Origin of the sequence: Nocardiopsis ganjiahuensis DSM 45031 (genome assembly GCF_000341085.1) — a bacterium.
Lineage (GTDB): Bacteria > Actinomycetota > Actinomycetes > Streptosporangiales > Streptosporangiaceae > Nocardiopsis > Nocardiopsis ganjiahuensis.
This window is the reverse complement of the sequence record NZ_ANBA01000029.1, coordinates 64,756-79,591: the sequence shown is the minus strand read 5'-3', so window position 1 is coordinate 79,591 and position 14,836 is coordinate 64,756. Positions and strand designations below refer to the sequence as shown.

The 14,836-nt window shown below is 70.7% G+C and carries 11 protein-coding genes; 2 read left to right on the top strand and 9 right to left on the bottom strand.

Translation table 11 applies throughout. The features are described from left to right. Window positions 1-263 precede the first annotated feature (263 nt). From D458_RS36610 to D458_RS0130025, 4 genes are all read right to left on the bottom strand, one after another. Entirely contained in the window at window positions 264-953 is a 690-nt protein-coding gene (locus D458_RS36610; protein ID WP_152521289.1) for a hypothetical protein, read from the bottom strand. Window positions 954-1,070: 117 nt separating this feature from the next. Next, entirely contained in the window at window positions 1,071-1,631 is a 561-nt protein-coding gene (locus D458_RS0130035) for a hypothetical protein (RefSeq protein ID WP_017590423.1), read from the bottom strand. Window positions 1,632-1,761: 130 nt separating this feature from the next. Then, on the bottom strand, window positions 1,762-2,040 hold the full coding sequence (locus D458_RS0130030) for a hypothetical protein (protein ID WP_017590422.1): 279 nt from the start codon (window positions 2,038-2,040) through the stop codon (window positions 1,762-1,764). Then, window positions 2,037-2,429: a DUF948 domain-containing protein gene (locus D458_RS0130025; RefSeq protein WP_017590421.1), complete on the bottom strand. Its 393-nt coding sequence runs from the start codon at window positions 2,427-2,429 to the stop codon at window positions 2,037-2,039. Before D458_RS0130025 ends, D458_RS0130030 begins: the two co-directional genes overlap by 4 nt. A gap of 402 nt (window positions 2,430-2,831) precedes the next feature. Between D458_RS0130025 and D458_RS0130020 the strand changes: the two genes are divergently transcribed. Continuing rightward, a complete protein-coding gene (locus D458_RS0130020) occupies window positions 2,832-4,400 on the top strand; it encodes a serine/threonine-protein kinase (RefSeq protein ID WP_017590420.1) in 1,569 nt (522 codons plus the stop codon). A 68-nt stretch (window positions 4,401-4,468) separates the two neighbouring features. Here the strand turns inward: D458_RS0130020 and D458_RS0130015 are convergent, their stop codons facing one another. The 5 genes from D458_RS0130015 to D458_RS0129995 all read right to left on the bottom strand — a co-directional run bounded on the left by D458_RS0130015 (window position 4,469) and on the right by D458_RS0129995 (window position 13,096). After that, on the bottom strand, window positions 4,469-5,851 hold the full coding sequence (locus D458_RS0130015) for a replication-associated recombination protein A (RefSeq protein ID WP_017590419.1): 1,383 nt from the start codon (window positions 5,849-5,851) through the stop codon (window positions 4,469-4,471). Between the two features lie 40 nt (window positions 5,852-5,891). Continuing rightward, window positions 5,892-7,931: a SpoIIE family protein phosphatase gene (locus D458_RS0130010; RefSeq protein ID WP_026119829.1), complete on the bottom strand. Its 2,040-nt coding sequence runs from the start codon at window positions 7,929-7,931 to the stop codon at window positions 5,892-5,894. 557 nt (window positions 7,932-8,488) lie between these two features. Continuing rightward, window positions 8,489-10,171, bottom strand: coding sequence for an ABC-F family ATP-binding cassette domain-containing protein (locus tag D458_RS0130005; protein ID WP_017590417.1), 1,683 nt, complete (start codon window positions 10,169-10,171; stop codon window positions 8,489-8,491). A gap of 316 nt (window positions 10,172-10,487) precedes the next feature. After that, window positions 10,488-12,254 carry an aspartate--tRNA ligase gene (gene aspS, locus D458_RS0130000; RefSeq protein WP_083936476.1) on the bottom strand — a complete coding sequence of 589 codons (1,767 nt, stop codon included), beginning with the start codon at window positions 12,252-12,254 and terminating at the stop codon, window positions 10,488-10,490. 164 nt (window positions 12,255-12,418) lie between these two features. Beyond that, a complete protein-coding gene (locus D458_RS0129995) occupies window positions 12,419-13,096 on the bottom strand; it encodes an MBL fold metallo-hydrolase (RefSeq protein WP_017590415.1) in 678 nt (225 codons plus the stop codon). Window positions 13,097-13,555: 459 nt separating this feature from the next. Between D458_RS0129995 and D458_RS0129990 the strand changes: the two genes are divergently transcribed. Then, window positions 13,556-14,788 carry a DUF349 domain-containing protein gene (locus D458_RS0129990; RefSeq protein WP_026119828.1) on the top strand — a complete coding sequence of 411 codons (1,233 nt, stop codon included), beginning with the start codon at window positions 13,556-13,558 and terminating at the stop codon, window positions 14,786-14,788. The last annotated feature ends 48 nt before the right edge of the window (window positions 14,789-14,836 follow it).

Genomic DNA, 14,836 nt, shown 5'->3' with positions numbered 1-14,836 from the left:
ACCGTGGTCACGCGTGGTCGATAGGGGCCCATCGTAGAGGGAACCGCCACGCCTGCGCGCATGGTTTGCTGTGGCCGCCGAAGACCCGCACCGTTGAGGACAACGGCGGCGGTCCGGCCATTCCAAGGCTATCGCCGCTGGCCACTGACACATCCCCGTGGCAACGGCGAAGGGCCCGGCGGTCTCCCGCCGGGCCCTGCCCGCACCGGTCGTTCCGGCCGGTCGGTGTCCGTGTCCGGATCGGTCTGCCGTGACCCGCGTCTCTAGGAGTTGTAGAACGCCCGCACGTTCGGCGCGAACATGAGGCCGGTCATGACCCCGTGGAAGACGACCGGGATCAGCACCGAGGCGCCTCCCGCGCCCATGGAGATCATGAGGACGATGTTGAGCGCCAGGACCGCCAACGCGGCGATGTTGAAGATGACGACGGCACGGTGCACCTTGGGCGTGCGACGGCCCATGACGGCGGCGATCCAGATCGAGGCCACGCCGTAGGCCAGGGGGATCAGGGCGCCGACCGCACCCATCGCGCCCATCGTGCCCAGGGCTGCGGTCGGCGAGTCGACCTGCGCCGCAGCGCCGGCGGCGGCGGTGAGGCCGACGCCGAACAGGGTGACCGCGGCCACGACGAAGAAGAGGATGATGCCGCACGGGCCGCCGATGAACATCAGGATGCGGACCGCGAGGGCCTGCCCCGGCATCGCATCGGTGCTGCCGGGGCTGCCGTTGAACTGCGGCGGAGGCGGGACCGGGCTCCCCGGGACGCCGTAGGGCCGACCCGGCCCGGGGTTCTGCCCGGGGGCCTGGGGCAGCGGCGGCTGGGGGTAGCCCTGACCGCCCTGCTGGAACTGCTGCGGCGGCTGGGGATATCCCTGACCACCCTGCTGGAGGTGCTGCGAGGGCTGGCCCTGGCCGTGGGGCTGATCGGGGCCGCTGGGGGGTGAGGGGTGCACCGTGGTCCTCTCTAAGGAACGTGTGACAGCACGAGAACTCTACAGAGAATGATCAGGGCAGTACCAAACGTGCTGGTACGGGGGCCCAGCCCGCCCGTCAGCCCCCGGGCCGGAGGTTCAGTACCCGGTGTAGGGGTTGGCCGGCTGCGGCGTGTAGAAGGCGCGGGAGGCCGGGACCACCATCAGGACGATCATCCCGATCGCGAAGAGCAGCGGGATGAACATCAGGAAGCCGCCGAGGACGGCACCGAGCAGCAGCAACAGGCCGGCCAGGACCTGGAAGACGACGATCAGCCACAGGACCGCCGCACTGCGCTTGCCCATGAACGAGGCGAGGGCGGTGGAGAAGATGCCGTACGCGAGGACGACGACCCCGAAGAGCACCATCCCGGCGGCGATGTCCGTGGGGTCGATGTAGCCGCCCGTCTCCTGGACGCCCTCGGCGAAGCCCTCCGCGAACGCGTTGTCACCGCCGGCCGCAGCTCCCATCAGCAGGACCAGCCCGCCGAACAGCAGGCCGACGACGCCTCCGATGAACATGAGCACCCGGACGGTGATCACGGTACCGGGCATCTTGCCCGACTCCTGCTGGGGAACACCCGGGTACGCGGGCTGTCCCTGCTGGTAGGGGTCGTGTCCCCCCTGGGGACCGTAGGGCGGCTGCTGGGGCGGGTACATGGCGTTTCCTCACGTCATCGACTGGTTCGTCCATACCTACAGACGCACGTCGGAGGGCGACGGTTCGCCGATTCGACACAAAAGTCCATGATCGCCCGATTTTCTCCCCCGCACCGGTGACCACCAGCGGTTACTCGCGGTCGGAGAGCCCTCGGGGCGTACCGTCCGCGGAGCGCAGGACCCGGCGCCTGGGCGCGTAGCGGCGCATCATCTCCGCCTCCTCCTGCCGGACCGCCTCGGCGAGGTCCTCATTGAGCTCCTGGAGGGCGCCCCGGTACTCGCTGACCCGCCCCTCGACCCGGTCGGCGATGCCGCCGGGGGTCAGGGCGTTGCGTGCCCGGTTCACCCGGTGGACCACGTAACCGCCGAGCGCGGCCCCCGCGGCGAGGTAGAACAGACGGCCGATCACCGGTTCTCCTTCCGCCTGCGTCCGCGCATGACGGCCAGGGCCTTGCGGCGCCCCAGGACCTGGCGGACGGCGTAGGAGAACGAGGCGACCTTCACCAGCGGCCCGGTGAACACCGAGCGGGTGAGCGCGGTCATCGTGGAGACGTCCTCCGAGGAGGCCTGCACGTTGGCAGTGATCTCCTCGACCCGCTCGAGCGAGGTGTTGGTGCGCTCCACCGTGGAGGCCATGTCGTCCAGCAGCGGCGGGGTCCGTTCCCCCAGTTCCGCGACGACCTTGGTGGTCTCGTTGATGAGCTTGATCAGTTTGACGAGCGCCACGCACATGAACGTGGCCAGCACCGCCCAGACCACCGCGGCGACGAGTGCGGCGACCTCTCCTCCGGTCAGCATGAAGGCTCCGTAGGGCAGATAGAGGGTTGCTTCGAGGGTGTGCGAACGGTCCCGGAGCGCACTCGGGCGCGCGCCGGACACCGGGATCGGGTACGGGGGCCAGCGACTGCGCCGGGTCGGGACTCCCGAGCCGTGTCCGCCGCCCCCGCCTGGAAGGGACGGGGCGGCCGGTTTCGGCTGACCCTATCGCGTCCACCGGCAGGGTGTGCGGGCACGCCACGGTGTGGCTCTCGATGGAACAGGTCACGTATCCGGTACGCCCCGCTTCCGTACTGGCCGGTGGAGGCCGCGGGGATCGACGGACGGGAGGCCTTCCGCGAGAATCACTGCAGAGCGGGATCTTCACTACGATGTCCGGACACCACAGTCGCCCGCTGGCCCAGAAGCACCGACAGGACACCCATGAGCCCTCGTTCTCCCCGAGAGATCTCCGTACTGGTACCACCGGACCTGGCCCCCCTCTACCCGGACGACCCGTCGCGGATCGGCCCCTACCTCGTCCTCGGTCGGCTGGGCCAGGGTTCCACCGGCACCGTGTACGCCGCGGTGGACACCGCCTCCACCAGCTCCGGCGACCGCCTGGTCGCCGTGAAGCTGCTCAGGTCCCCCGAACTGGAGTCGCCGGACGTCTACCCCGCCCTGGCGCAGAGGCTCCGCAACCTGTCCGCGGTCGACTCCCACCGGGTGGTCACCCCCCTGGCCTTCGACGCGGACGCCAACCCCCCGTGGCTGTCCATGCCCTACATCGCCGGGCAGCGCCTCTCCCACTACGTGACGAAGCGGGGCGGACTCGGGGTCGGGAAGCTGATCGCGCTGGCCACCGCGCTGGCCGAGGGACTGTCCGCGCTGCACGCGCGGGGGGTGGCCCACGGTTCGCTGCGACCCAGCGAGGTCCTCCTGGAGTCGCACGGTCCGCACATCATGGAGTGCGCCGTGGCCGCGGACTCCGAGCGGCTGCGCGGTTCGGGTGCCACCTGGCTGGGCCCCGAGCGGTACCGGGGCGGCGTGGCCACCCCGGCCGCGGACGTCTTCGCCTGGGGCGCCGTGGTGGCGTTCGCCGGAACCGGGCGCCTGCCCTTCGGTCCGGGCGAGCCCGAGGAGATCTCCCAGCGCGTGGCCTCCGGCTCCTTCTCCCTGGACGGCCTGCCCAAGGGGCTGCGCCCGGTCGTGGGTCGTGCCCTGGATCCGAACCCGGACCGGCGGCCCAGCCTGCGCGAGGTGATCGGCGCGGTCATCGCGGTCTGGCAGACCGAGAACACCGAGGCGGGCGAGGTCCCCGGGACCGACAGCCGCGAGGAGATCGGCCGCATCCTCGAACGCGAGTGGCACGGGGTGGAGCCGCCCCCGCGGGTGCCCGAGGTGATCCGGTTGGAGGGACGCATGTCCAACCACCGACCCACCCGGACCCTGTTCCTGGCGGGCGCGGTCACGGTGGCCGCCGTGCTGATCGGTGGCGGCGTCTGGGGCATCTCCCAGCTGACCGGCGGGGGCACCGAGGCCGGACCGGTGGCCGACGACATCTCGGATGTGCCCGAGGAGGATCCCGCCGAAGAGGAAGAGGATCCGGGCACCCTGGTGGTCCGGTTCGACCCCGCGGAGCAGGAGGAGTCGGAGGCCGGGGAGGAGGAGCGGGCCTGGACCTATACCCCGGTCACGCGGGAGGACGACATCCCCCGCAACCAGGGCATTCCGAGCCACGAGGCCTGGGCCGAGCAGTGGGAGGAGGACGGCGACCCCGCCGAGGCCGTCATCCGGCCCGACGCCGAGGTGAAGTGCGCCAAGTTCTGCGCCGCCGCCGAGCACGTCTTCCTCGACGAGGACGCTCGCGGCACCTGGGACCTGACCGGGAGCGACTTCGTCGGTTACCTGTCCTGGGGGCCGGTGATGATCGTCGAGATCACCTTCGCCGAGGACCAGGAGGGTGACGGGCCCCGCGAGGTGGTGAAGGTCGTCGAGCTGTTCTCCGACTGAGCCCTTCCCCGGAGCGGAGGGCCCCGGCGCATGCGCCGGGGCCCTCCGCTCGGCCGGTCCGCCGACCGCTAACCGCCCTTGAGGACGCCCTTGATCTTCTGGAGGACCTCGCTGAAGCGGCGCTCGGCCCCGTGCTGGGTGGGCCGGTAGTACTCGCGTCCGGTGAGCCCTTCGGGGGCGTGCTGCTGGGGGGCGACGCCGCCGGGGAAGTCGTGCGCGTAGCGGTAGCCCTTGCCGTGCCCGAGGTCGGCCGCGCCCTTGTAGTGGCCGTCGCGCAGGTGTGCGGGAACAGCGCCGGCCCTGCCCGCGCGTACGTCGCCCATGGCCTCGTCGATGGCGGTGATCACCGCGTTGGACTTCGGGGCGAGACTGATGTGGATGACCGCCTGGGCGAGGTTGATCCGGGCCTCGGGCATGCCGATGAGCTCGACCGCCTGGGCGGCGGCGACCGCGGTCTGCAGGGCGGTGGGATCGGCCATGCCGACGTCCTCGCTGGCGTGCACGACCAGGCGGCGGGCGATGAACCGGGGGTCCTCCCCCGCCTCGATCATGCGTGCCAGGTAGTGCAGCGCGGCGTCCGCGTCGGAGCCGCGCATGCTCTTGATGAAGGCGCTGATGACGTCGTAGTGCTGGTCACCGGAGCGGTCGTAGCGCACGGCGTGGCGGTCCACGGCGCGCTCGACGTGCTCGGCGGTGATCTCCACCCGCTCCTCGGCAGGGGGAAGCCCTGCGCCGGAGGCGTCCGTCGAGGGTTGGCGGCGGGCGACGGGCGGGCCGGCGACGAGGGCGCCTGCCTCCAGGTAGGTCAGGGAGCGGCGTCCGTCTCCCCCGGCCAGCCGGACGAGGTGGTCGGCGCCCTCCTCGGTGAGGGTGTACCGGTCGTCCAGTCCGCGCTCGTCCGTCAGGGCGCGGTCCACCAGGGCGCGGATGTCGGAGTCGTCGAGGGACTCCAGGGACAACAGCAGGGAGCGCGACAGCAGCGGGCTGACCACGGAGAAGAAGGGGTTCTCGGTGGTGGCGCCGATGAAGCTGACCCAGCGGTTCTCCACGGCGGGCAGCAGCGCGTCCTGCTGGGTCTTGTTGAAGCGGTGGACCTCGTCGACGAAGAGCAGGGTGCGCGTGCCGTGCATGCCCATGCGGCGCTTGGCCTCGTCGACGACGGCGCGCACGTCCTTGACGCCCGCGTTGACCGCTGACAACTCCACGAACCTGCGCTGGGTGACCCGGCTGACCACGGTGGCCAGGGTGGTCTTGCCGGTCCCCGGAGGGCCCCACAGGAACACGGACATGGGCGCGTCGTCCTCGACCAGGCGGCGCAGCGGACTGCCCTCGCCCAGGAGGTGGCGTTGGCCCACGACCTCGTCGAGGGAGCGCGGCCGCATGCGCACGGCCAGCGGTTCCTGTCCCTTGGCGGCCTCGGCCCCGGCATCGTCGAACAGTGTTTCGGGCACCCCACCAGGGTAGGCGAGCCCGGGGACGTCTCCGGCCGGTTCAGACCGGCCGGACGGACAGGTTCTCCGGGCTCTCCGCCTGCTCGGGCGGCGGGGTGGCGCGCGGGATCATGCGGGTGACCAGGAGCGCGATGTCGTCGCCCCGGCCCGCCGGTGCCATCTCGGCCAGGACCTGCGCGGCGGCCTTGGGGTTCTCCCCGTGCTGGGCGAGGGCCTCCCCGACCTGGGCCAGTCCGTCCTGCATGGTGACCTCGGAACTCTCCACGAGTCCGTCGGAGCACAGCAGCAGTGTGGTGCCCGGAGCCAGGACCCGGGTGGTGACGGTGTACTCGGTGTCCGCGAGCACGCCCAGGGGTGGCCCGGTCTCGGGCGACCACAGCTCGTAGGCGCCCTTGGCCGCGAGCACGGCCGGGGGCTGGCCGGCCCAGGCGGCCTGCATGACGCCGCTCCCCCGGTCCACCACGAGGTAGCCGCAGGTGGCGAAGACGATCTCGCCGGTCTCGGTGAGCAGCCGGTTGGTCTCGCCCAGGACCACGCCGGGATCGGACTGGTTGGTGGCGTAGGCGCGGAAGGCGACCCGGATCTGGCCCATGGCCGCGGCCGCCTCCACGCCGTGGCCCTGCACGTCGCCGACGAGGAGCCCCACCTTGTTGTCGGGGAGCTCGATCACGTCGTAGAAGTCGCCGCAGATCCGCCACTCCGCGCGGGAGGGCAGGTACTTGGTGGCGATATCCATGTCGGGGAAGCTCGCCACCTGGCGGGGCAGCATACGGCGCTGGACGGCGTCGGCCAGCTCCAGCTCGGCCTGCTGGGCCTTGATCCGCTGGAGCGCCTGTCCGGCCAGACCGGCGAAGGTGAGCATGAGCGCGCGTTCGTCGCGGCTGGCGTGGTGGGGCCGGTCCCAGACCATCTGCCACACGCCGAGGGCGATCTTGCCGTCCCCGAAGATCGGCACGGTGGCCCAGGCCTGGCCGCGGACCGAACGCATCATCTCGGCGGCGGCGGGAAAGCGGCTGACGATCTCGGCGCGGCTCTCGAAGAAGCGGGGCTGGCGGTCCTGGATGACCGCCCCCATCGGGTAGTCGGTGTCGTCGGCGCGGCGGCCGTCTATGTGCTGGAGGTTGCCGCGCTCACGAACGCTCGGGGAGGTGCGCAGCAGACCGTCCTCGACGTAGAGCGCCCCGGCGGCCACACCGCCGAAGATCGGCAGGAACTCCTCGCTGAGCAGGTCCATCACCTTGTCGACGGTGGTGGCCGAGACGAGCTTGGAGGACAGTTCGGTGACCAGGCGGCCGTGTTCGGCCTCGGTGCGCCGGCGGTCGGCGAGCCTGCGCACCAGCTGGACGTGTTCGGTGACGTCGTCGATGATCCCGACGAGGCGGTCGGGCTGGCCGGGGACGTACCGGGCGCGCACGTGAAGGGAGCGCTCGTCGCCGAGGCGGTCGAAGATCCGGAAGCGCTGCTCGTAGTCGCGCCCGGCGAAGGAGGCCGCCATGGCGTCGCGCACACGGGCCGTGTCGTCGGGGTGTATGCGTTCGAGGATGCGTTCCAGCTCGCGGTCGTTCCCGGACAGGAGCGCACCCAGCGGGGTGGGCCCGAACAGTTCGCGCAGGCGCCCGTTGCTCAGGTCGAGGCTCCACAGGACGGAGTCGGAGTTGTCGGTGCGCAGGTCACCGACGACGCGCAGGTCCGCCTCCTCCGTGGAGAGCACGTGGAAGAGCACGACCAGGGGGGTGGCGCCGCCGTCGGCGGTGACAGGAACGGGTCGGAGCTCGACCTCCGCCAGCCGGGAGGACTTGTCCGTGATCACCAGACGCAGCCGGGAGCGGCGGCTCCAGTTTCCGGACAACGCGTCCCGGTGGGCCTGCGCACCGTGTTCGACGTCGGCGGGGTCCAGGAGCTCGAACCAGGTCCGACCGGTGAGTTCGGCGGGAGCGCGGCCGAACAGTCCGGTGAGCGCGTGGTTGGCGTGCTGGATCGCGCCGTCGGCCCCGGTGACCGCCATGGGCTCGGGTGCATGACGGAACGCCTCCGCGAGAGCACCCTCGGAGCCATCGCCTGAAGCGCGTTTTCCGTTCACGTATGACTCATCCTCATGTCGGCTCGGACGTCACACCCGCGCTCATGGCGCGGTCACCCCTGGAACGTACCGATTCGGCTCATTGTAGTGTCCGGAACGGGCCCGGCCCGGGTAGGGAACCGGGCCGGGCGCGCTGGCGCCCGTCTCCCGTCGACTGCGTCACCTCGTCGAACACGGACCCTGATGGTCCATCGACGTGATGGGGTAACGGCCGGTTCCACTCCGGGGCCGTACCCTACCGACCCCAAGACGCGAATCGTTACGCCCGTGTGACTCGGTAGCGCAGAAATGCACTCCGCTCCCACCTCGCCCCCAATGGGAATGGGCCCGTTGATGCACCGTGTTCACTCCAGGACACGTGCGGCTCTCGGCGTGGGAGGGTGATTCGCCCCCAACGGTAGGGGATGACGGGCCCGGCCGCATCCGCGTGTCGTTCTCTTCCCCTTTACGGGCGGTCTTTTTGACCCGTTTATAACCACTTTTCGCTTTTTAGCCAAATGTGGCACGTTCAAAGGACGTTCTTTACGGGCACCGAACCGGTCGGCCGAGAACTCGCCTCACCCCCGAGGGCTCACCCCCGAGGGCTCACCCCGCGCCGCCGCGCCGAGACCGAGGCGCTCCCAGGAACCGACGTCGCGCTGGAGCCCGCGGTCGTGGGTGGCCAGCACCACCGCCGCGTCGACGGCGCCGAGACCCTCGGTGAGCTCGTCGACGAGCGGGATCGAGAGGTGGTTGGTCGGCTCGTCGAGCAGCAGGACGTGCGGCCGCGACGCCAGGGTCAGGGCGAGGTCGAGCCTGCGTTGCTGGCCCATGGACAGCTCACGCAGCGGCTTTCCGAGCTCCGCGGACGAGAGCAGCCCGAGGGAGCTCGGAGAGACCGTCTCGTCCTCCCCGATCACACCCTCGCTGACGAGTCGGCCCACGTGGTCCGCGAACACGTCGTGGGCGCGTCGGGAACCGGCGCGCGGCGACTCCTGCGCCAGCAGCCGCACCCGGGCCGTACGCGCGGTGCGCACGCTTCCCCCGGTCGGCTCGATCCGCCCGGCGAGCACTGCCAGCAGTGTCGACTTGCCCGCGCCGTTGGGCCCGGTGACCACGAGCCGCGAACCCGACTCCAGGGCGAGTGTGACCGGCGAGTCCAACCTGCCCTCGACGGCGACCTCCTCCGCCCTCAGCAGGACCGTCCCGGGCCGGGCGGGCAGCTCCGGCATCCGGAACCTCAGCGGGGGCGGCGGCATGGTGACCGCGTGCGCCTCGAGGTCGTCGCGGCGCCGGTGTACTGCGCGGACCAGCCCGGGCGCCCGGGTCGCCCGCTGGTGCTTGCCGGTGCCCTTGTCCGGGCGCCATCCGCTGACCAGCCGGTTCTGCGCCTCGGACAGGTCCTGGGTCAGGCGTGCGTGCTCGGCCCGCTGCTGTTCGTACTCCTGGGCCCAGCGCTCCCGCTCCGCGCGCCGCCCCTCCTGGTAGCCGGCGAAGCCCCCGCCGTAGACACGGGGTCCCCCGTCACGGCTGGGGTCGAGGTCGAACATGGTGGTGGCCACGTCCGAGAGCAGGGCCCGGTCATGGCTGACGAGCACCACACCGCCCGGGTGGCCGCGCAGTTGGTCGGTCAGGAAGTCGAGCCCGGCGGCGTCCAGGTGGTTCGTGGGCTCGTCCAGGAGAAGGAAGTCGTGTGAGGCGCCCAGGAGACAGGCCAGCCGGACTCTGTACCGCTGTCCGACCGACAGTGACGCCAGGGGCCGTGACCGGTCGGTGACGGCGCCGAGGTTCTCCAGGGCGAGGTCGACCCGGCGGTCGGCGTCCCATGCGCCCAGCACCTCGGCGGTGACCAGGGCCTCGGTATACCTCTCCGCGGCCCGGGGATCGCCGGTGGCGAGCCCTTCGGCAGCGGCGTCGAGAGCGACCAGGGCGGCACGGGCGTCGGTGAGTTCGACGTCGATCAGGTTCCCGACGGTGCGCCCGTCGACGGACGCCATCTCCTGTTCGGCGACGCCGAGGGTGCCGATCCGCCGGACGGTGCCCGAGTCGGGTTCGAGCGCCCCGGCGAGGATGTGCAGCAGCGTGGACTTCCCACGGCCGTTCTCGCCGACGACGCCCCATCGGGACCGGGACGAGACGGTCATGTCGACGCCGGACAGGACGGTACGGCCGCCCCGGGCGATGCGGATACCGGTCGCGGTGAGCTGGGCCCGCTCTCCGGCGGGCAGTCCGGATACGGATCTGGGGTCGAGGGTGGCCAATGTTCCTCCGAACAGAGCTCCGCCCGGTGAGGTCACAGCGCGGGATCACCGTGCGGAATCGCGCCGCGAGGTCACGTCGGGGTGTGTGAGCTCATCGAGCTGACGAAGAGACCCGGAAGGGGTCAGGACATGCGTCAGGCACCCGTGGCCACGCAGATGCGGGGACGGGCGCCGGGGCTCGATCAGAGGAACAGAAGAGGAAACACGGGCCCAGGTTAACAAGGGGGCGGGCCGGACATCCAGGCAATAAGAACGAGGCGCCGGTCACCGGACGGATCCGGCTTCCGACGCCCCGTTCGACCCCGGGACCACCCGGTTACTTCTTCTTCTCCTCCGGAACGACCGTGCGGATGTGCACGTCGCGGAGCTGCTGGTCGGAGACGACCGCGGGCGCGCCCATCATCAGGTCCTGCGCGTTCTGGTTCAGCGGGAAGGCGATGGTCTCGCGGATGTTGGGCTCGTCCGCGAGGAGCATGACGATCCGGTCGATGCCGGGGGCGATGCCGCCGTGCGGCGGAGCGCCGAACTTCAGCGCCTTGAGCATGCCGCCGAACTCCGCCTCGACCGCGTCCTTGTCGTAGCCCGCGATGTCGAAGGCCTTGTACATGATCTCGGGCGAGTGGTTCCGGATCGCGCCGGAGGACAGCTCCGTACCGTTGCAGACGATGTCGTACTGCCAGGCGAGGATGTCCAGCGGGTCCTGGTTCTCCAGCGCGTCCATCCCGCCCTGCGGCATGGAGAACGGGTTGTGGCTGAACTCGATGCTGCCTTCATCGGAGCGCTCGAACATCGGGAAGTCCACGATCCAGCAGAAGCGGTAAACCTTGTCCTCGAACAGGTCGGCGCGCTTGGCGGCCTCGACGCGGACGGGGGCCATGATCCGGTTGATCTCGTCCTCGTCCTCGCTGGCGCAGAAGAACAGGCCGTAGCCGGGGCCTGCGCCCAGGGTCTCGAGGAGCTCGTCGGTGATCTCGGTGACGAACTTGGCGATGGGGCCGGTGAGCTCGCCGTTCTCGCCGACCTTGAGCCAGGCCAGGCCCTTGGCGCCCTGCTCGACGGCGTAGTCGCCGATGCCGTCGAAGAACTTGCGGGGCTTGTCGCCGACCTGGGGCACGGCCAGGGCGCGGACCTTCTTGCCCGCGAAGGCGCGGAAGTCGGTCTTGCCGAAGAGCTCGCTGACGTCGAGCATCTTCATCGGCGCGCGAAGGTCCGGCTTGTCGGTGCCGTACCACTGCAGGGCGTCGCGGTAGGCGATCCGCGGGAACGGGGAGGTGATCTCCCAGTCCGTGGAGAACTCGCGGAAGACGTCGGTCATGACCTTCTCGATGACCTCGAAGACGTCCTCCTGCTCGACGAAGCTCATCTCGACGTCGAGCTGGTAGAACTCGCCGGGCGAGCGGTCGGCGCGGCTGTCCTCGTCGCGGAAGCAGGGCGCGATCTGGAAGTAGCGGTCGAACCCGGCGATCATCAGCAGCTGCTTGAACTGCTGCGGCGCCTGCGGGAGGGCGAAGAACTCACCCGGGTGCAGGCGGGAGGGCACGAGGAAGTCGCGGGCGCCCTCGGGGCTGGAGCTGGTGAGGATGGGGGTCTGGAACTCGTTGAAGCCCAGGTCCGTCATCTTCTGGCGGATGTAGGCCACCACCTGCGAGCGCAGCATGACGTTGCGGTGCATCCGCTCGCGGCGCAGGTCCAGGAAGCGGTAGGTGAGCCGGCGCTCCTCCGAGGTGTTGTCCTCGGGGAAGACGGTCAGCGGCAGCTCCTCGGTGGTGCCGAGGACCTCCACCTCCGTCGCCTCGATCTCGATCTCGCCGGTGGGCAGGTTCGGGTTGACGTTCTCCGTGCTGCGGGCGGCGACCAGACCGGTGACCTGGATCACCGACTCCTTGGAGATCCTGCTGAGCTCCTCGAACACCGGGGACTCGGGGCGGGCCATGAGCTGCGTGACCCCGTAGTGGTCGCGCAGGTCGACGAAGAGCAGACCACCGAGATCCCGGCGATTGTGCACCCAACCAGAAAGGCGCACCTGCTGCCCGACGTGCTCCTTACGGAGCTGACCACACGAATGAGTCCTGTAACGATGCATGAGTTACCAAGTCCACTAACTACGCGGCTGAGCGAGGATGCCGGGGAGCCCGAGACCGGGCCCGGCTGAAGGCATGGCATTGCCCCTTGAACATCTGGAATCCTACCGCCAACGGCACCGCCGGTCTCCCGGTTGAGGTGGGAGGGCCGACGGCCGGCCCGTGGTCAGCCCGCGACGCCGCGCAGGTACGGGTTGGTGGCGCGCTCGCGCCCCACCGTCGTGGCGGGGCCGTGCCCGGGGAGGACCTGGGTGTCGTCGCCGCGCGCCAGGACGGCCTGGGCGAGGCTGGCCGTCATCGCGGCTCCGTCCCCGCCGGGGAAGTCCGTGCGGCCGACGGAACCGGCGAAGACCAGGTCCCCGGCGAACATCACCGGCACCCCGTCCCCGGTGCGCGTGACATAGACGACCGAACCCGGTGTGTGGCCGGGGGTGTGCTCCACGGTGAACTCCATGCCGACCAGGGTGAGGGTCTCACCGCCCGAGAGCTCCACCAGCTGGGCGGGCTCGGGGTGGGGGCCCGGTCCCAGGAGCATCTGGAGCTGGGCCGCGAAACCGGCGTCGACCCCCGCGGCGGGTTCGGTGAGCAGCCCGCGGTCGGAACCGTGCAGGTACACCGGGATCCCGTGGCGGTCGGCGAGTTCGGCGGCCGACCAGACGTGGTCGAAGTGCCCGTGGGTCAGCAGGACCGCGGCCGGGGCGAGTCCGTGCTCGGTCAGGGCACGGGCCACCTGCGGCGCCGCCTCCTGACCGGGGTCGACGATGACGCACTCGCCGCCCGGGGCGGGTGCGGCCACGTAGCAGTTCGCGGCGAGGGGCCCGGTGGGAAGAGCGGCGATGAGCACGGCGGTGGTGGTCCTGTCCTGGTGGTCGCTACTGGCTCGGGAGGGCGCCCGACCACAGCCGGAACACACCTTCCCCAGCCGGAGAGCCTACCGATCCGGGTCGGGGCGGGCGAACCGGGAGCCGCCGGTGGGAACGCGTTTGATCACCATTCGATCACCGCGCGCGCCCGGGCTCTTTGCCAAAGCGCGCGGCAATGCCATATTGGTCACCGTCGTCGTATACACCGAGGCCTTCGACCTGCGCCTCCTCCGAGGCGGATGGCGGGCCCGGACGACGGCACGACAGCGGGAGCAGAACTCTCGATCTGCGTTGATGTGAAACACGGCGCGTCGTTGTCCGCCGAAACGTATGGATATCGTGCTGGTGCACGGTGGTTCCCATCACGAACAGGCGCGGTACCGCCGCGACGACCCGAACCCGACCTCGACCGGCCGGGTTCATGACAGCAGGAGGACACGGTGACCACGGACCCTTGGGGCCGCGTAGACGAAGACGGCACGGTCTATGTGCGCACAGGCGAAGGCGAACGGGTCGTCGGATCCTGGCAGGCGGGAGCGCCGGAGGAGGCCCTGGCCTTCTTCCGGCGCAAGTACGACTCTCTGGTCACCGAGGTGGAGCTGCTGGAGAAGCGCCTCCGCAGCACCGACCTGTCCGCCTCCGCCGCGATGGCCAACATCGACAAGCTGCGCTCCGCGGTCAAGGACGCGAACGCGGTCGGTGACCTGGACTCGCTGATGCGGCGTCTGGACGACCTGGCCGGTCGCGCCGAGGAGCGCAAGGTCGAGCAGAAGCAGGCCCAGGAGGAGGCTCGCGGACAGGCCCGCGAGACCAAGGAGCGGATCGTCGCCGAGGCCGAGCGCGTCGCGGCGGAGACCACGCACTGGAAGTCCGGCGGCGAGCGGATGCTCCAGCTCATCGAGGAGTGGAAGAAGGCTCCCCGGGCCGACCGCCCCACCGAGCAGGCCCTGTGGAAGCGCATGTCCGCGGCCCGCAACTCCTTCTCCAAGCGGCGCAAGGCCTACTTCGCCAGCCTGGACCAGCAGCGGGAGGGCGTGCGCGCCGACAAGGAGCGCATCGTCGCCGAGGCCGAGGCCCTGTCGAGCTCGACCGACTGGGGGCCCACCGCCCGCGCCTACCGCGACCTGATGCAGCGCTGGAAGTCCACCGGCCGGGCCGACCGGGCCAGCGAGGACAAGCTGTGGACCCGGTTCAAGGCCGCCCAGGACACCTTCTTCGACGCCCGCAACGCGACCTTCGCCGAGCGTGACGCCGAGCTGCGGGTGAACGCGGAGGCCAAGGAGCAGATCCTGGCCGAGGCCAAGGCGGAGATCCCCGGCATCTCCGACCCGCGCCGTGCCCGCGCCCGCCTGCGTGACTTCCAGGAGGCCTGGGAGGAGGCCGGCGAACTGCCCCGTGACGTGCGCGACCAGATGGAGGGCGCGTTCCGTCAGATCGAGGACAGCGTGCGCCGCGCCGAGGACGCCGAGTGGGAGCGGACCAACCCCGAGGCGCTGGCCCGCGCCAAGGACACCGTCGACCAGCTGTCGACGGCGATCGCGGGGCTGGAGGCCAAGCTGGAGAAGGCGAAGGCCAACAACGACGCCCGCCGGATCAAGGAGCACGAGGCCGCCCTCGAGGCACGCCGCTCCTGGCTGGCCGAGGCGGAGAAGGCACTGGGCGAGATGAGCTGAGGCTCTTCTCCCTGAAGCGCTGACGGGCCGCACCCCTTTCCCGGGGTG